Origin of the sequence: Parasaccharibacter sp. TMW2.1882 (genome assembly GCF_023337635.1) — a bacterium.
GTDB lineage: Bacteria > Pseudomonadota > Alphaproteobacteria > Acetobacterales > Acetobacteraceae > Bombella > Bombella apis.
In genome coordinates this window covers 30,261-46,486 of the sequence record NZ_NWUT01000002.1, presented here as the reverse complement: position 1 = coordinate 46,486, position 16,226 = coordinate 30,261, and the positions used below count along the sequence as shown (strand labels likewise).

Genomic DNA, 16,226 nt, shown 5'->3' with positions numbered 1-16,226 from the left:
CATTTTATCAAAATTTTTTAGCAGGCATTGTTGCTGAAGGTGATGGTGACATGCCTTTTACAGCTGATTTGTTTGGAGCGGATGTAGTTGAGGAGATATGGTTTGAAAAAGCGATGGCAGCTTTGACTCGATTGGGGTTTTCAGGGCTGATTTATTATCGTAGGGATGGATTCGATATTAGAATTATTCTGAAAAAATGTTTCTAGATAAAAGTGAAGAGAATTGGCTTAATTGTTATTTTATTCCTACCGTTCTTGGTAAGGGTTTAGCTGTGAAGTATCTTATTTCTCTCGATGAAGAGAATGATCCGCAGGTTATCAATAATATTTGCGAAGAGTTTTGTAAGGATCTGGAGCGTATTTTTGATGAGCATGGTGTAGGATTTGATGTGGACCTGCCCTATGATAATTTGCTTTCACTTGATAGTAAATGAGGGGTTTTCGTATTTTATGGTATAGGCTGGGTTCTGTAATGAGAACCCGGTTTTTTTATTGTAAATCATGATACCGATTGCCCTTCCGTATAGGGCCTTGGACGTTCGTCGGTTATGGCAAGTCTCGTGATGCTGATGCGAGGGATGGCACGAACTGGACTTCCAGCACGGTGAATGCCGACAAGGGAGACCTGATCCTGAAGGTTGGAGGTACGGCCACGATTATCGGGTCCAGCCTGAGTGCGGGACATGACATAGGTATTGATGCGTCCTCGGTTGCGTTCAGGGCGGTGTCGCGGAGCCCGAAACAGACGCAGGACAGCATGTCCAGCTATTACGGTGTCAGCGGTGGTCTTACCGGGGATTCCGTGCTCGGGAGCGTGGTGCAGTCCGCGCTTGCGGCGAGCCACAGGGCAAGGGCAGCACCGTGCTGCGGACCTTCAATGCCATGCAGGGGGCCTATCAGCTGGGTACGGGGCTGAGTACGGCCGTGATACTGGTTTTCTCGAAACTGTTCAGTCTGTCCAGCAGCACGCAGGTCTCCAGTAGTGGGGGAAGTGACGGCAGCAGCAATGGCGGCAGCGGGTCTCTTGTCGGTGTGTCGGTCTCGTTTGACATGTCGAAGACCAGAAGCCACTCCGAACAGGAGCAGAGCACGGTTCTGGGCAGCATGGCCACAGCGGGCAACCGGCTTTCCATCGTGGCCCGTGGCGATCATCCGGGGTTGGCGGATGACGGGTTGATCAGTGCCATTGCGGCGCAGCTGGCTGCGAAGAACAATATTGATCTTGAAGCGGGCTGGAACCGTCAGAGTGCCCTGAACCACACCACGCAGAAGGGCCTTTCGGTTGGTGTTGAAGCGAGTGTGGGCACGAGCGGTGTTGGCTTCAGCCTATCTGCCTCCGGGTAGATGCAGCGGACGAACATGGAGAGCCATCAGGCGACAGCGGTTGATACGGTCCTGAATGCGACCAATAGCGTCAGCCTGACATCCGGTGGCAGGACCACGCTGAAGGGAGCGGAGGTCAATGCGCCCCGGATTGATGTAAAGGCGGCGGAATTGGAGATTACCAGCCCGCAGAACACGTCGGATTACCGCAGCACGGCCATGCAGGCGACGGCTGGGGTGAAGATACCGCTTTATGGTACTGGTGGCAGTGTCTCTGCGAGCTATCAGAACCAGAAGACGACGGATCATTTTGCGTCGACGGGGAAGGTGCTTTCCGGCCTGTATGCGGGCGATCAGGGGATCGGGATTGACGTTGCGGGCAAGACGAGCCTGACAGCAGGCGTGATCTCCAGCACGGCGTCCCGTGAGAAGAACCACTTCAATACGGGCAGTCTGGAAGCCCACAGCCTTGGGAACAGTTTTGCATGGAAGAGCCAGAGCGTGGGCTTCTAGGCGGGTGTCGGGAGCGACATGCTTTCCGGGTCAATGACGAAGATAATGATCAGCTTCGGCATGGGCATGGCTTAGACCTCCATGAGCATGCTGGTCGGGAACCGTTCGCATGATGAGAGCAGTGAAAGCCAGTCCGCGCCCCCTGAGTGAATATGCCTTGGGGAAGTGTCGGTGGGTGTACCAGCACTTCACGAACTTATGGAAGAAGCAGGACAGGGAAATTGGGACAGTTTTGTGATGTCTTTCCCTAAAGATGGGCCTGTTTCAATGAAGTTCCATCATACGTGATAAAAATCGCTTAAAGAGTCGGCACATCAAGCGGTAAAAATGCCGCTCCCAGATAGCAGGAAGCCATGGCAGCTGGCCGGAAGCGGTATAGCTGGGCGGGGCGTCCTACGGTTGGGCGGTCGTAGGTGCCGGTTTCTTCCACAAGCTGCTGATGCAGGACAAGGCGGCGGAAGTTGGGCTTGTGCATGAGGCGGCCAGATACCGTTTCCATCGCCTGTTGCAGCTGTAGAAGAGTGAAAGACGAAGGAAGCAGCTCAAAAACGGCTGGACTGTAGCGGGTGCGGGCACGTAGCCGGGACAGGGCCGTGGCCAGAAGGCGACGGTCATCCCGGTCCGTGTTTTTCTGTTTGGGCGGGCTGCGTGGCACCAGCCCGGATTCCCACAGCAGTTCGTAACGCTCCAGAACACGGGTATCGTCCCACGGCAGGCCATCCAGCCCAAAGGCTGGAGCGATGCGGCTCTGGCGTTCCTCATTGTTGTCGGCCCATTGCCTGATGGCCGTGATGAACTCGGCCAGCTGCTTGTTGCCACTTTCGTCCCGGCGGTCTTCCCAGGGGAAACGCTGGTAAAGCGAACCGTGACAGTCCCGTGGATGGCTGTGGCTCAGGGCCAGATAGGTGATGTGAATATGGGGCGTCTGTTCCCGTATGGGAAAGGAGCTGAATGTATAGAGCTGCTCCATGTAACCGATGGGGCAGTGTGTCAGGGTTTCCGCCCAATGGCAGAGGCGTTTCTGCAGGGAATGATGGCTTTCCTCCAGGGGGGGAGTGTCCCGGTCATGGCGTAGCAGGGCGACGTGGGGTGCATCATCGCCCAATGTCATGAGAACGGTAATCAGGTCTGTCGGGCAAAGGCTCTGGAAGGTCATTGAGGATGAGGAGCAAGCTGGCGGAAATGGCTGTACAGGGTCTGCAAATGGTCGAAATGGTCGGATGAAAGCCCCGGGGGAACACCGTGGTCAAGAGGGATGCTGACCGTCAGGGGATGGGAGGAGAGGGACAGCATCCGGGGGCTGGTCATCATGTCGTTCAGGAGCCCCTGCATGGCGATGGGTACGTTGCGCTGGATCCATGAACTCTGAAGCAGATCATGCAGGGGCTCCTGCCAGTTGGTCAGACTGACGGACAGAATGCCAGAAAAGGCCGGGACATAAAGTTTGCCACCAAGGGAGAGATGCGGCGGTGGCGTATTCTGTTTTCCCGGAGCCACCGGATGGATGGTGGCACTGAGCTCATGAAGCCTGAGCTGTAATGGGATGTCAGGCCAGGAGGATGTGGCATGATCGGTTTCTGGCGGCAATCTGAGGGGTGTCGTGCCGGTGCCGGGTAGCAGGGCAAAAGCAGCATGAACCTGTTCCACCCGAAAATTCTGTAGAAATGAGGAGGGATAGGTCAGCTCTCTGGCCGTGATGGCAGCGGAAAGCAGAGGCCTGTTCTGCAGGGCAGGATCAGGTTGCGACAGGGACTGCGGTGCAAAACGGATGGTCCCGGCAGGGTGATTCAGCATGAGGCTGTGTGACAGGCGGGAGGAGGCCAGTTCCAGTTCAGCAATGCGGAAATGTGCCCAGTACAGGGGCAGCGTGCCGTGGTCATGGCATCTGGCATCTGGTGGACAGGGAAGAGTTTCCTTGCTGATGCGCAGTTTTGCCTTGCGCAGGCGCAGGGTCAGGCTTTCGCCGTTGCGGACCATGCGGAGGATGGTGCTGTCCGGCAGCTGTAGTGGAAGTTCGGTCCGTGTGGTCAGGGAATGTGCCCAGTCCAGCCAGTTCCCACCCAGGCGGAGCATGGGGGTGGCCCCGACAATATCGGCCCCGTTGAGATGGGTGTGAAAGGACACGCCGTAAAGCCGACGCCAGGCCCCGAAAGGCCATCCTCTGGCAGAGGTTTTCTGTATGGTCAGGGTTGGGGTGGGACCGTCCGAAGGCAGGGACTGGACGGCCAGATGGGCCAGCTGGTTGGAAAGCAGGGCCTGCGTCCGAAGGTACAACCCCCAGCTGCCTGCCAGAAGAGCGAGGAACAGACAGGAGGTGATCAGGATGGAACGGCGGCGGAACAGGCTCAAGATTTGTCCTCCGCTGTGGAAGAAGGATAGAACGACGGGCCTGTTACTTTGTCCCCAGAAGGTTCTTCACCTTTTGTAGAGTAATCACACCAGAATGTTGATACGGGGCAAAAAGGGAGGCCTTCTGCAGGCCTCATGAAATGTGTTGTATTACAGATGGTTAGGCAGATACCCACAGGGCAGCACTTTCATGGTCTATACCTGCGTCCATTCCGTGCGGGACAGGAATTACTGGTTATCCTTCTTCACATCCACAGAGTTTTCCACAGCTTCATGGGGCAGGTCATGTTCCTTGCAGAGTGCCTCCCAGGCGCCGCTGATGGCCGGTATGAGGTCACGTCCCTTCAGGCTGGCGGCGAGAGGCTTCCCGATGGCAACCCGGAGCGTGCCGGGGTATTTCCGCCACGGGGAATGTGGCCAGAACAGGCCGGAATTCGTCACTACGGGAAGGATGGGGCAGGTGGCCTGTCGGGCCAGAGCGATGACGCCATTCTGTAGCGGAACAGCCTGACCGGGTTTCGTGCGTGTGCCCTGCGGGAAGATGATGATCTGTCGTCCGGCTCCCTGTGCCTTTGCCACGGCATCCATCATGCCCCGCAGGGCCTGAGATCCGCCGGAACGATCGACAGGAATCATGCCGCTGAGAATGAGCATGGGGCCGACCAGCGGAATGGATGTCAGTTCCTTCTTGATGACATAGGCCGGCAGCGGCACGGTATTCATCCAGACAAAACCATCAAAGAAAGACTGATGCTGTGAGGCAATGAGCGCAGGGCCATCAGGCAGGTTCTCCTGCCCGCTGATGACGATGCGGATGCCGCAGAGGCGTTCCAGCCCCCAGAGCACGGCCCTGGACCAGAGCTTGGCATAGCCCAAGGCGGCATCCCGCCGGTTGAGCAGGCGGATAGGAAAGGCGAAGACCCCCATGACGAGGGTCAGAATCAGGAGATACAGGTTGAACAGGCTGCCACGGACGAGACTCATCATAATGCTCCCTGCATGGCGCAGAATCTATCCGAAGAGCAAGGGAAAAAGATGGGCGAGCCAGAAATCAGGCGGGAGGTGTTCCTGAAGCTGGAGGAACAGGGCGGAATCCTTCCTGGGCATGGTCCGGCTGGTGGAGGACCATGAGACGGATGAAGGCCCCGATCAGCTTTCCGTACTGGCTGAACATCAGCAGCATGGTGTGTGGATGAAAGGGGGTGCTCATGGCGGGAGGCTGCACCCAGTAGGGGGTGAACTGAAGCTGCGGGGCAATATCGTGGAACTCCAGCAGGGAGCGGCGCATGTGATACCCCGCCGTGACCAGAACAAGATGATGCAGGTTTTTCTGCTTTGCCCATTGGGCGGTTTCCCATGCATTGCCGATGGTAGTGGCGGCCCGATATCCAAGGCTGATGCGCTGCGTCAGATCCGGCGGCAGCGGGCCGATTCCGGTGGCGGCCAGAATATGGTTCAGCCCCGTATGGGGGGAAACGCCGGAGATCAGGAGCAGTCGCTCCGGTTTCTGCTGGAGCAGGGCAATTCCGGCTTCTATGCGGTTTTTGCCGCCCGTCAGCGCAACGATGCCGTCGCAGTCAGCCGGGATGCTGTGCAGGTCCGGTGAGGGGCGCAGGGCATCGGCACAGAAATAAATGAAACTGGCCAGCATGAGCCATCCTGCGATGGTCACCCCACCAGAGAAGAGAGACCAGACAGTGGGGCCCGGCCGTTTCATGATGCCTGTTGCCCCTGTCTGGCACAGACCAGATGCACCATGGCCCAGCCCGCCAGTGCCATCAGGACCGGCATCAGGGAAAAGGCCAGCCAGAGCCGGGCTGGCAGCAGTGATGGAGAGATGAAGGACGACATGCTTCCCTCTGCGGGTGGCAGGCGCAGCAGAGGGTGCAGAGCAGCGGTGATGAAGCCCAGTGAAGGCAGGAGCAGGACGATGCCAGCAAGGCTGCCCAGAAAGGCCATCAGGGCGACCCGCCGGGCAAAAATACGGTGAAGGACGGACAGCTTTCCGCCCAGTCTCCACAGCACGGCCTGCTGCTGCCGGTTGGCCAGAGCGACGGTTCTGGCTGCCAAATAGAGCAGGGCGGGAACGATCAGGGCTGCTGCCAGCCCAGCCATCAGGGCGACATGGCGTGCAGTCTGCTGGAGGACTGTCATGAGTGGGGTAAGCTTTGTCAGCTGGGGGGGCGGCGGAACGATGATGGCCTCTGGGGCGGTGCTGTGAACAAAGGCGGCCAGTCTGGTCATGTCCCCATGATACGAGAGGGTGAGAATCCTGGGGAGAGGCCCCTCCCACGGGGCGGACCATGCGGCCAGAAGTCGGGAAACCTCCTGCTCTGGCAGGAGGGTGGCGTGGGTTTCGGGGAATGTGGCGGTCAGGGCTTTGGGCAGGCTGTCCGCCAGGGCGGGAGCCTCCTTGCCGATCACAGGCAGGGCGATGACGATCTGGCTGTTCACCTGTCCTTCCCAGCGTTGGACAGCTCCATCCACACCATGGGGCAGGGCCAGAGCCAGCCCGGCCAGCCATGTGACGAGACAGAGGCCAAGCAGCAGGGGCCATAGGGCAGGCCGGTCTGTAGCACGGGACAGGCATGTCATGGGAGCAGCCTTTCATCTCTGGGGGACAGGATCAGCGGGGCTGCCAGATCATTCCCGGAGGCAGAAGAAATGGAGACTTCCGGTGATGGGGGGAGCCGGGGCAGGGTCAGGAGCTGGTCATCAGGGTCTGTCCCTTCTGGCTGGTGCTGCATGGCCAGAAGGGTTGTGGTGCCATTTCTGGCCAGGCCCCGCAGGGTGGAAAGAAGATGATCCCGCAGGACAGGGCAGAGGGTCAGGGCTGGTTCATCTACCAAGACGATGGAAGGCTGGGTGATCAGGGCCCGGGCACAGGCGGCCCGCATTCTCATGGTCTGACTGAGTGAGTGAGGAAGAAGCTGTGCATGGCTCTCCAGCCCGAACCAGCGGATGATGGAGTCGGTTTCCCGTTTCACATCTGCTCTGCGCAGGTGGTTCAGCTCCAGCGGCAGGGCAATATTGTCCGCCAGCGTCAGGCGGTCCATGAAAAGGGGGGCTGCCTCGATGTACCCGATGCGCTGCTGGAGCTGCCTGCGACCCCGTGCGGAAAGGCCGGGCCCTGCGGCATGGTTGAGGAGGGTCATCATCCCGCCCGTGGCAGGGCGGCGCAGGGCGATGGTATCCAGCAGGGCTGTCTTGCCCGCTTCGGCAGGGCCCGTCACCCAGAGGGTGCCACCCCGTTCCAGCCGCAGGGACAGGTGCTGCACGCCACCCGGCACGAGAGACGTGCCGACAGGCAGCGGAAGCGTCTCCAGGGCGATCATGCAGGGCTCCGCATGGCTGTGCCTCAGAGCCTCCGGGCCAGCCAGGCCGCCGCCGTGGAGGAGGCTGCTGCCAGAGCCATGAGGAGCAGACCATCCTTTATCAGCCCGTGCGGTGTAAGGGTGTGACCGGCTACCATGAGCTGTTCGGGGATGGTATGGGCGATGTGATTGACGATCTCATGCGTCTGCTGGTCTTCCGTGAGGGACCCGAGATTGGCCGTGGCAACGGTGACAAGGTGCGGCAGCAGGGACCAGCCGACGCCAAGGATGAGCAGGATGGGAGCAAACAGTTCTGTCAGCTGAATGAGAAAGCTGAAAACGAAATGCGCCACGGCCCATATGAGGTTGAGCAGGACCCGCCCCATGATGGCTCCGCCCTGCTGCTGGCGTGATGGCGTGGCCGAGAGCAGGCGTTCGCCCCGTGCCGGGGAGGAATGGGAGGAAGAGGGCGATGTATCCATGAATGTTTCAGACCTTCCTGCAAGACAGCCGGGCTGGCAATGGCATAGTAATGGCGAGGGAGACGGAAAGCAGGGCGGAGGGGCCTCTGTTCTGTCCTCCTGCTTCTGCACCTAGCTTCAAGAGAGGCGTAATGCAAATCTTACCCACGCTGGATGAAAAAGATGTCCATGTTCTTCTTCTGGATCCAGCCGGTCCTGCTCACAGTCGGGTCCATGAGCTTCTGCGCAGGGAGGGGATGGATGTTGTCTGCCGGCAGAGTGCTGAAATGATGCTGGAAGTGCTGGAGGCCCGCTGTCGTATCAATCAGGTGGACATGGTCATCTGCTGCACTCTCCAGAAAGGCATGAGCGCCGGGCAGTTCGTTCGCCGTGCCAAGGCGACTCCTGCCATGCAGGGCGTACCGGTGCTGATGCTGACGGAGGATGTATCCTCACGGGTTGAGCTGGACTGCTTTGAAAGCGGGGCCGATGCCTACCTTTCCAGCTCTGCCCATTCTGACCTGCTGCTGCTGCGGATACGCACGCTCCTGCATCTGGCGGAAGAAAAGCGCCAGCTTCATCCCCAATGGCACATGCGGCGGGCCAGGGTTGTCATCGTCCGTGCCCCTGATGATGAGACCCTGCTGGATTTCTGGAATGACCCCAGCATCATGGATCATGAAAACAGCCGGGACGGCACGGAGGAGGCTGGGCTGGGGGAGCTTCTCTGGCGGGATGGACACACGGTGACCTCTGTCACCCGCTCCAGTGATCTGCTGAATGGCGGCTGGCTGACAGGCCCGGACGGGCCGGACTGCATCGTGCTGGAGGACATACAGGATAACGAGACAGACCTCGCTTTCTGCCGTCTGCTGGACCAGCGCCGCCAGGCCCTGCGGGAGCAGGGGGGTACACCGTTCCGCATTCTCTGCATCATACAGGCAGCCCGCTTCCGGGGTGAATCCTGCGTGGCTTTTCTGGAAGCTGGCCTGGAGGACCTTGTTCCGAGTGACATGACGCCCATGGTGCTGGCTCTGCGCATCCGGGCCATGGTCCGGCGGCGGCGGGAGAATGAGGCGTTTCATCAGCGGGAGATGGAACGCCAGCAGTCGGCTCTGGCGCTGGAGGCTGCACAGGCGCAGGCCTCGCTGGCGGAGGCTCTGGCCAGAGCCAACAAGGAGCTGGCCAAGGCGAATGAGGAGCTGGTGCAGACACAGGCCCGACTGGTCCAGACGGCCAAGATGGCTTCATTGGGAGAGCTGGTGGCCGGCATTGCCCATGAGATCAATAATCCTCTGGCGTTCACTCTGGGTCATGCCGATACGGTCGAGCGATGCCTGCACTGGATGGATACTGTCGTGCAGGATGAGGATGGTCAGACCCGCATTCGGCGGGCCAGGGACCGTCTGGCTGCGATGAAGACAGGGCTGGGGCGTATCCGGGACCTGGTCGTGCGTCTGCGCCGTTTCTCCCGTCTGGAAGAAGGAGAGTGGCGCATGGTGGATGTGGGCGAGGCGATAGAGACAGGGCTGGCCCTGGTCCGCCATAGGCTTGGCAGGTCCATTGCCGTGGACTGCCAGCTTGAGGCACCCCGGCAGCTGGTCTGCCAGGAAACACTGTTCCATCAGGCTGTCATGAATCTCATTGCCAATGCTGCCGATGCGCTGAATGATATGCGGCGGGAAGGGCAGAAGCATCATGATGGGCTGATACGGATTGCGACCCGTCTTTACGATGATGTTTATGAAATTACGGTAAGTGACAATGGTCCAGGCATAAAAGAGTCGATCCGCCCCTGGATTTTTGACCCGTTCTTCACCACGAAGGCGCAGGGGGAAGGGACAGGGTTGGGCCTTTCCATCGTTCATGGCATCGTGCAGGCCCATGGTGGAACCATCGATGTGACAGACGCCTGTGAGGCTGGAGATGGCTGCCAGAAAGATGGGCAGACCAATGGCGGGCGTGGTGCATATTTCGTGATTCGCCTTCCTGTCCACGAGACGGCAGAAGGCTGGGCTGTGCGGGAGCCTGAACGGTACAGGGCACAGGAGGAAGTAAAAACGGCATGAACGAGCCTTACAGTATCGAGGCCCAACCTTGTGTTCTTCTGGTGGATGATGAGGAAGAGATTCTCGTGGCACTCGGGGATCTGCTGGAGGAAAGCTGCACGGTTCTGACAGCGGCCGAGCCTGGCAGGGCCCTTGCCCTGCTGGCCGCCCATCCGGAGATTTCGGTCATCATTTCAGACCAGAGGATGCCGGGCATGACAGGGGACCAGTTTCTCAGCCGTGCCAGTGCCTGCTCCGACGCCCGGGCTATTCTGCTGACAGGATATGCGGATCTGGATGCCGTTGTGGCAGCCCTGAATCACGGCAGGATCGTTGCCTATGTGCACAAGCCGTGGGAGGCGGACCATGTGCTGTCCCTCGTCCATGAGGCACACAGGACATGGCAGGCCCAGAGGGCCCTGAAGGTGGAGCAGGCCCTGTTGCATGGCCTCATGGAGAGCCTGCCGTTCGGTCTGGTTTTTTCCGATGCGCAAGGCCGTTGTATCCGCAGCAACCGGCATCATCAGGGGACGTGCGAGAGTGACCATTACACGGCCATTCTTCAGCCTGTGATTGCCCGTCTGCGGGAAAAGGTCTGGGAGGACGGGCAGGCAGAGGAGCTTCTGGAGGTCGTGGCGGAAGATGGGCAGAGACGCTGGCACGAGATTGTCCGCCTGGCGCTGAAATGGCCGGAGGATGTCCCGCTGAAAGAGGCCTGGCAGGTCAGCATGGATCGGGACGTGACCCAGCGTGTGATGGTGGAAGACCGGCTGAACCGGGGTGAGCGGCTGGAAGCCCTGGGTCGTCTGGCCGGTGGTGTCGCGCATGATTTCAACAACCTGCTCACCATTCTGGGTAATTGTCTGGAGGCTCTTTCCGGGCAGTTGCAGGGAGATGAAGCGGCCCGTGCCACCCAGAAGAAATGGCTGGCCCGGGCGTTGGAGACCGTGGAACGGGGGGAAGGGCTGACCCGCCGTCTGCTTCAGTTTGGCCGGGCGGGGCGGAATGGTGGGACGGTGCGCCCGTTTGACATCGCGGCTTTTCTGGAGGAGCGGGCCAGCCTGTTCCGGCATGGTTTTTATGGAGCCGTCCCGGCCATCCGTTTTGTGCTGGACCTCCCGGAAGGGACTGTTCCCCCTGTATTGACCTGCCCGGAACAGCTGGAAATGGCCCTGCTCAATCTGTGTGTGAATGCCCGGGATGCGATGCCTGATGGCGGGACCGTGACTCTTTCTGCCAGCCGGATACGCCATGTCCTGCCTGCTGCCCCATCCAGTTGCGAGCAGGATCATGCGCTGGCCCTTGATGTCCGGGACGAAGGGGAAGGCATGAGTGAAGAGGTCCAGCGCCATATTTTTGAGCCTTTTTTCACCACCAAGCAGGCGGGGAAAGGCACAGGGCTGGGGCTGGCTGGCATTTACAGTTTCGTTCTGGCCCATCATGGGGATGTTGTTGTGCAGAGCCAGCCCGGAGAGGGAACGGTGATGCGTCTTCTGTTACCCTTGCTGAAACAGTGAGCCGAAGACATTTCGGAGGGGAGCGGTTCCCATTTTGGTGCCTCCAGTTATGATGGATCGCACGAACATAAATTGATGAAGGAAGGGGGATGGCATGGCCGATAGGGAAGCCTGTTTTGTTCAGCCGCAGGAAGATGATGCAGCACAGGCCATCACGGCCATCGGGGATGAACTGGCGCTGTTCGATGACTGGATGGAGCGTTATCAGTACATCATCGAGATGGGGAGGAAACTGCCGGACTTTCCGCAGGATTGGCAGGATGACGCGCACCGGGTGCCGGGTTGCCAGAGCCAGGTCTGGCTTGAAGCTGAGGAAAAAAACGGATGTCTGTTTTTTGCTGGTGCGTCTGACGCCGCTATCGTTCAGGGGCTGGTGGCGTTGCTGCTGCGTGTCTATTCCGGTCGTACACGGGATGAGATTCTGGCGACTGACCCGGTTTTTCTGCATGAGCTGGGATTGGTGAAGGCGCTTTCAGCCAATCGGGGCAATGGCGTGGAGGCCATGGCAAAAGCCATCCGGCAAAGAGCCGCCGCAGTCTGAGCCCGTTGGCCGGAACAGGAAAGGCCCTCTGGCGGTAAAGCCAGAGGGCCTTTTCATGCAGGGGCTGTCCCTGTGTCTCAATGCGTGGCCGGAGCCGCAGCATCGGTGGCAGGCATGTCGGACTTCATCGGGTTGGAGCTGTCCTTCACGCTGTCAGCTGTAGCTTCGGCCTTTTCGGCCGGCTTGGCGCTGGCGGCATCCTGAGTGTTGCACTTGCTGAATTTGCCGTTCTTGTCGCGGCAGGGCTTGGCCTTCGGCTTTTCACACTTTGTGAACTGACCTTTCTCATTGCGGCAGTGGTGAGCCTTGCCATGAGAGGCGGCAAAGGCAACCTGGCTGGTCAGGGCACTGGCAATGAGGGCGAATGTGGCCATGCGACGGAACATCATGGGGGTTTTCCTTCTGTCAGAACAGGGAACGAATAGGCTGGCATTATCCTATACAGGAAATTCAGGCTGGTGATAGTGAAGTCTATGTTATTTTTAAAGAATAACGGCCAGTCATTACCAAATATTATCAATTGAGGTTGGGTGGGGGACAGGGCTCTGGAATTGTCTCCATCGTCCCGGGTTACTGATAGTGCTGCACGGGAAGGATATTGGCTGCTGGCCTGTATGGTCCGGGATCAGCCGCATGATGAAAAAAAGGGGAGGCCCGGCTGGACCTCCCCTTTTCTGTTTTGTGACAACCTGTTTGTCAGGGTCTCACTTCTTCTCGGCCTGTTCCGGCAGAGCATAGGCGATCAGATAATCACCCATCCGGCTCAGGAAGGAGCCATGCCCACCAGCGTAGGTCACGATGTACTGGCGACCGTTGATGCTGTAGGTCATCGGTGCAGACTGTGCCCCGGCAGGGAGACGGTCTTTCCAGATGACATGGCCGGTCGTCAGGTCATAGGCCCGGATGTAGTAGTCCTGCGATGATGTCAGGAAGGCTACATTGCCAGCCGTTGCCAGCGGGCCACCAAGGCTCGGGACACCGATCTTGATGGGTGGCAGCTGGATCGGGAGGGACGAGCCATGCAGGGAGTCACGCAGCGTACCATTGCGGTGCTGCCAGACAACCTTGTTGGTGCGCAGGTCGATCCCGGCGACAGCCCCCCACGGTGGCGTGCGGCACGGCACGAAAAGGCCGAACTTGGCAAACAGCGGGTCCAGGAAGGGATGCAGGTTGACGGCGTACGGGATGCCGTAATTCGGCTGGAGACCCGTCTCACCGCCGCTGCCACCCTTGTCACCATTCGGGTCGGGCCAGCGTGGGTTGCCCGGGCCACGGGGAACCAGAGTGGAGACGAACGGAATGGAGATGGGGTTGGAGAAGGCTACCTGGCGGCGAGGATCAACCGCAAGGCCGCCCCACTCGAACATGCCCAGATCGCCGGGGAAAACCAGCGTCCCCTGCGTGGAAGGCGGCGTATAGGGCCCCTCGTAACGCAGGCTGTGGAAGTAGATGCTGCACACCATCTGGTCAAGGATCGTGGCCCCCCAGATGTCACGGTCGGACAGCGGATCTTTCGGGCGCAGGCTCAGCTCGGAATGGGGCTGGGTCGGGCTTGTATGGTCACCCGTGGCAGCGCCACCCGGGGCAGGAACCTCCGGTGCCGGAACGATCGGCTTGCCGGTGCGGCGGTCCAGAACAAAAATGTCACCACTCTTGGTCGGGATGTAGATGGCCGGAACCAGGCTGCCATCCTTCTGGGTGATGTCCACAAGGTTGGGCTGTGCGGAGGCATCCATGTCCCAGAGGTCATGATGGACGGTCTGGTAGAACCAGACGAGCTTGCCCGTGTCCGCATTCAGCGCAATGACACCCGGCGGATAGCGTTCGGCATCCTTGTCACGGTAGCCACCCCACTGGTCAGGCGTGCCAACCCCCATGGGGATGTACACCATGTTCAGGTTCTTGTCGTAAGACGAGACGGACCAGGAGTTGGGGGAGTTCGGATGGAAATGCGGATGCTCTTCGCTCGGCATTTCATTCGGGTCAGGATTGGCGGCGTCGAATACCCAGACAAGCTTGCCCGTGTAGACGTCATAGGCCCGTGTTGCCCCGGAAGGCTGGTGGACGGAGCCGTTGTCCTTCACTGCACTGTTGACGATGATCAGCTTGTCGGTAACGACGGGCGGTGATGTCGGGGCATACTCCCCAGCCGTCGTGTAAGGCTGGTGGGAGAAGCGCAGATCGACCTGGCCGTTGTCCCCAAAGCCCTGGCAGACCTTGCCTGTCTGTGCGTCGATCTCGACCATGCGGCCGTCATTGACCATGGCAATGATGCGCTTGGTGCAGTCTGTCGTGGTGACAGGCTGGCCGCTGCTGTCGACGGCATTTTCAGGCTTCGTGTGGGCACTGACGCCACGGCATGTCAGATGCTGGAAGCCAGGATTGACGTTCAGCTTGGGGTCAAACACCCATTTCGTCTTCCCGGTCACGGCATCGACGGCAAAGACCTTCTGATGCAGGGAGCAGAAATAGAGTGTGTTGTCGAACTCCAGCGGCGTGGCCTCGTTGGTGGCCTCACCCGGGTCGCGGGACTTGTCCGGCAGGTCACCGGTCCGCATGACCCAGGCAACCTTCAGCTGGTTGACGTTCTGGCTGTTGACCTGTGTCAGAGGGGACCAGTGATTGCCATCCTGCGTGCGTGCGTAGGAGGTCCAGTCACCATCCGGCACGTTGTCCGGGTTTGCCGGGCTGGCATTGACCTGCTCTGTAGGCAGCGAACCACCGATGTCATACGGGTCCATGAAGGCGGAAACCACCAGTGCCAGGGCACTGAGGACCACGCCGATGCCCAGAGGAATGGTGGCCAGCCGGTTGGCGGCCAGCGGACGGCGGATGAAAGGAAGCAGCAGGACGATGCCGATGACGATGACCACATCCAGCCGGGGCACGAGGCTCCAGAGGTTGAGGCCTACGAGGCAGAGAGCCCAGATGAGCGTGCCAAGCAGGACGACCGCATAGACAGCAAGGCCGATCGGCTTCCGTTTATGGACGAAGAACGCGCTGAGCAGCGTGCCCAGCCCGCTGATGAGATAATAGAAGGGACCGCCTTCGCTGATGGCATAGATACCACCGGCAACCAGCAGCAGGCCGACGATCGCCATGAGGATGGCAACCAGCGAGACCCAGATTCCCCCCGTACGGGAAGTGGAGGACATGGATAAGCCTCAGTGTTGTTAAACTCGATCACTCAACCTGGATAAGCGTTGCCCTGACAGGAATGTCCCGTCATGGATGATGATCTCCTGCCTTTAAGCACAGGGAAGGGGCCATGGGTCAAGCATCAGGGGGTAATAATTCGGACTGGATGAGTGCCTCTATCATCATATTCACAACCATGTGATATTTACTTCACAATAGTTAATGCTCACTGCTCAAAAAACATGCCGTTCTGATGCGGTTTTTGCTTGAGGCCGTCCCCCGTTGTCCCTATAAGCGCCAACAGGTCGTGCACGCGCCCGGGCCATATGATGTGGCATGCCCGGCCGTGCGGTTTCCGTTGTCCGCCAGGGGAATGGGAACTTCAGAACTGTAAGGAGATGAAAATGCCCAAATTGAAGACGAAGTCTTCGGTCAAGAAGCGGTTCAAGATCACCGCGACTGGCAAGGTGACCTGTGGTCCCGGCAACAAACGCCATGGCCTGATTAACCGTCCGCAGAAGATGAAGCGCAGCAACCGTGGTCCGCAGACAATGACGGACATGGATGCCCGTACCGTCAAACAGTGGGCACCCTACGGGCTGTCATAAGGAGTTAAGAAACCATGGCACGTGTTAAACGGGGTACGACCACCCACGCCCGTCACAAGAAGGTCCTTGATCTGGCCAAAGGCTATCGCGGGCGTTCTTCCACAAACTATCGCATCGCTCTGGAGCGCGTCGAGAAGGCACTGCGTTATGCCTATCGCGACCGCCGCAACAAGAAGCGTGATTTCCGCTCCCTGTGGATCCAGCGCATCAGCGCTGCCGTGCGTGAGCATGGCCTGACCTACAGCCGTTTCATCAACGGTCTGAACAAGGCCGGGATCGAGATCGACCGTAAGGTTCTGGCTGCCATCGCCTATGACGATGCAGCGGCCTTTGCCGAGATCGTACGCAAGGCTCAGGCAGCCCTGTAAGGGGATTCCTCATGCTTCATGGTCTGTTCCTGATGGACCGTGAGGAA

Annotated in this window: 16 protein-coding genes and 1 pseudogene; 8 read left to right on the top strand and 9 right to left on the bottom strand. The window is 59.3% G+C overall.

Annotated elements, in window-relative coordinates; translation table 11 throughout:
- Positions 1–271: 271 nt before the first annotated feature.
- From CO583_RS05840 to CO583_RS05830, 3 genes and pseudogenes are all read left to right on the top strand, one after another.
- Positions 272–433: a hypothetical protein gene (locus CO583_RS05840; RefSeq protein WP_249103255.1), complete on the top strand. Its 162-nt coding sequence runs from the start codon at positions 272–274 to the stop codon at positions 431–433.
- 77 nt (positions 434–510) lie between these two features.
- The gene (locus tag CO583_RS09265; RefSeq protein WP_143539906.1) at positions 511–915 is read left to right on the top strand and encodes a hemagglutinin repeat-containing protein; all 405 of its coding nucleotides are present in this window, start codon (positions 511–513) and stop codon (positions 913–915) included.
- A pseudogene (locus CO583_RS05830) lies at positions 882–1,835 on the top strand (hemagglutinin repeat-containing protein). The gene CO583_RS09265 and the pseudogene CO583_RS05830 overlap by 34 nt, the downstream one beginning before the upstream one ends.
- A 298-nt stretch (positions 1,836–2,133) precedes the next feature.
- Here CO583_RS05830 and CO583_RS05825 read toward each other — a convergent pair.
- The 7 genes from CO583_RS05825 to CO583_RS05795 all read right to left on the bottom strand — a co-directional run bounded on the left by CO583_RS05825 (position 2,134) and on the right by CO583_RS05795 (position 7,980).
- Entirely contained in the window at positions 2,134–2,991 is an 858-nt protein-coding gene (locus CO583_RS05825; protein WP_249103253.1) for an NrtR DNA-binding winged helix domain-containing protein, read from the bottom strand.
- Complete coding sequence (locus CO583_RS05820) at positions 2,988–4,184, bottom strand: hypothetical protein (protein WP_249103251.1); 1,197 nt, start codon at positions 4,182–4,184, stop codon at positions 2,988–2,990. Before CO583_RS05820 ends, CO583_RS05825 begins: the two co-directional genes overlap by 4 nt.
- Before the next feature lie 228 nt (positions 4,185–4,412).
- Positions 4,413–5,168: a 1-acyl-sn-glycerol-3-phosphate acyltransferase gene (locus CO583_RS05815; protein WP_043558381.1), complete on the bottom strand. Its 756-nt coding sequence runs from the start codon at positions 5,166–5,168 to the stop codon at positions 4,413–4,415.
- 67 nt (positions 5,169–5,235) lie between these two features.
- Entirely contained in the window at positions 5,236–5,901 is a 666-nt protein-coding gene (locus CO583_RS05810; protein WP_081563284.1) for a YdcF family protein, read from the bottom strand.
- The gene (locus tag CO583_RS05805) at positions 5,898–6,779 is read right to left on the bottom strand and encodes a hypothetical protein (protein WP_249103249.1); all 882 of its coding nucleotides are present in this window, start codon (positions 6,777–6,779) and stop codon (positions 5,898–5,900) included. The genes CO583_RS05810 and CO583_RS05805 overlap by 4 nt, the downstream gene beginning before the upstream one ends.
- Positions 6,776–7,519, bottom strand: a complete 744-nt coding sequence (locus CO583_RS05800; protein WP_043557917.1) for an ATP-binding cassette domain-containing protein — start codon at positions 7,517–7,519, stop codon at positions 6,776–6,778. The genes CO583_RS05805 and CO583_RS05800 overlap by 4 nt, the downstream gene beginning before the upstream one ends.
- A gap of 23 nt (positions 7,520–7,542) precedes the next feature.
- A complete protein-coding gene (locus CO583_RS05795; RefSeq protein ID WP_043557919.1) occupies positions 7,543–7,980 on the bottom strand; it encodes a hypothetical protein in 438 nt (145 codons plus the stop codon).
- Between the two features lie 131 nt (positions 7,981–8,111).
- On the opposite strand from CO583_RS05795, the gene CO583_RS05790 reads away from it, so the two are divergent.
- From CO583_RS05790 to CO583_RS05780, 3 genes are all read left to right on the top strand, one after another.
- On the top strand, positions 8,112–10,028 hold the full coding sequence (locus CO583_RS05790) for a hybrid sensor histidine kinase/response regulator (RefSeq protein ID WP_103765187.1): 1,917 nt from the start codon (positions 8,112–8,114) through the stop codon (positions 10,026–10,028).
- The gene (locus CO583_RS05785; protein ID WP_103765186.1) at positions 10,025–11,524 is read left to right on the top strand and encodes an ATP-binding protein; all 1,500 of its coding nucleotides are present in this window, start codon (positions 10,025–10,027) and stop codon (positions 11,522–11,524) included. Before CO583_RS05790 ends, CO583_RS05785 begins: the two co-directional genes overlap by 4 nt.
- Positions 11,525–11,618: 94 nt before the next feature.
- On the top strand, positions 11,619–12,065 hold the full coding sequence (locus tag CO583_RS05780) for a SufE family protein (RefSeq protein WP_043557920.1): 447 nt from the start codon (positions 11,619–11,621) through the stop codon (positions 12,063–12,065).
- Between the two features lie 77 nt (positions 12,066–12,142).
- Here the strand turns inward: CO583_RS05780 and CO583_RS05775 are convergent, their stop codons facing one another.
- The gene (locus CO583_RS05775; protein WP_197981626.1) at positions 12,143–12,454 is read right to left on the bottom strand and encodes a hypothetical protein; all 312 of its coding nucleotides are present in this window, start codon (positions 12,452–12,454) and stop codon (positions 12,143–12,145) included.
- A 315-nt stretch (positions 12,455–12,769) separates the two neighbouring features.
- Positions 12,770–15,220, bottom strand: a complete 2,451-nt coding sequence (locus tag CO583_RS05770; protein WP_043557921.1) for a membrane-bound PQQ-dependent dehydrogenase, glucose/quinate/shikimate family — start codon at positions 15,218–15,220, stop codon at positions 12,770–12,772.
- A 387-nt stretch (positions 15,221–15,607) separates the two neighbouring features.
- On the opposite strand from CO583_RS05770, the gene rpmI reads away from it, so the two are divergent.
- On the top strand, positions 15,608–15,811 hold the full coding sequence (gene rpmI, locus CO583_RS05765; RefSeq protein ID WP_043557923.1) for a 50S ribosomal protein L35: 204 nt from the start codon (positions 15,608–15,610) through the stop codon (positions 15,809–15,811).
- Between the two features lie 14 nt (positions 15,812–15,825).
- Positions 15,826–16,179 (top strand): 50S ribosomal protein L20, encoded by a 354-nt coding sequence (gene rplT / locus CO583_RS05760; protein ID WP_043557924.1) that lies wholly within the window; start codon positions 15,826–15,828, stop codon positions 16,177–16,179.
- Positions 16,180–16,226 lie beyond the last annotated feature (47 nt).

Excerpts from the sequence above, each read along its gene's own strand:
- CO583_RS05805 (WP_249103249.1), bottom strand. The coding sequence starts at position 6,779 with ATGACATGCCTGTCCCGTGCTACAGACCGGCCTGCCCTATGGCCCCTG.
- CO583_RS05800 (WP_043557917.1), bottom strand. The coding sequence starts at position 7,519 with ATGATCGCCCTGGAGACGCTTCCGCTGCCTGTCGGCACGTCTCTCGTG.
- CO583_RS05825 (WP_249103253.1), bottom strand. The coding sequence starts at position 2,991 with ATGACCTTCCAGAGCCTTTGCCCGACAGACCTGATTACCGTTCTCATG.
- CO583_RS05815 (WP_043558381.1), bottom strand. The coding sequence starts at position 5,168 with ATGAGTCTCGTCCGTGGCAGCCTGTTCAACCTGTATCTCCTGATTCTG.
- CO583_RS05810 (WP_081563284.1), bottom strand. The coding sequence starts at position 5,901 with ATGAAACGGCCGGGCCCCACTGTCTGGTCTCTCTTCTCTGGTGGGGTG.
- CO583_RS05780 (WP_043557920.1), top strand. The coding sequence starts at position 11,619 with ATGGCCGATAGGGAAGCCTGTTTTGTTCAGCCGCAGGAAGATGATGCA.
- rpmI (WP_043557923.1), top strand. The coding sequence starts at position 15,608 with ATGCCCAAATTGAAGACGAAGTCTTCGGTCAAGAAGCGGTTCAAGATC.
- rplT (WP_043557924.1), top strand. The coding sequence starts at position 15,826 with ATGGCACGTGTTAAACGGGGTACGACCACCCACGCCCGTCACAAGAAG.
- CO583_RS05795 (WP_043557919.1), bottom strand. The coding sequence starts at position 7,980 with ATGGATACATCGCCCTCTTCCTCCCATTCCTCCCCGGCACGGGGCGAA.
- CO583_RS05790 (WP_103765187.1), top strand. The coding sequence starts at position 8,112 with ATGCAAATCTTACCCACGCTGGATGAAAAAGATGTCCATGTTCTTCTT.
- CO583_RS05785 (WP_103765186.1), top strand. The coding sequence starts at position 10,025 with ATGAACGAGCCTTACAGTATCGAGGCCCAACCTTGTGTTCTTCTGGTG.
- CO583_RS05770 (WP_043557921.1), bottom strand. The coding sequence starts at position 15,220 with ATGTCCTCCACTTCCCGTACGGGGGGAATCTGGGTCTCGCTGGTTGCC.
- CO583_RS05775 (WP_197981626.1), bottom strand. The coding sequence starts at position 12,454 with ATGATGTTCCGTCGCATGGCCACATTCGCCCTCATTGCCAGTGCCCTG.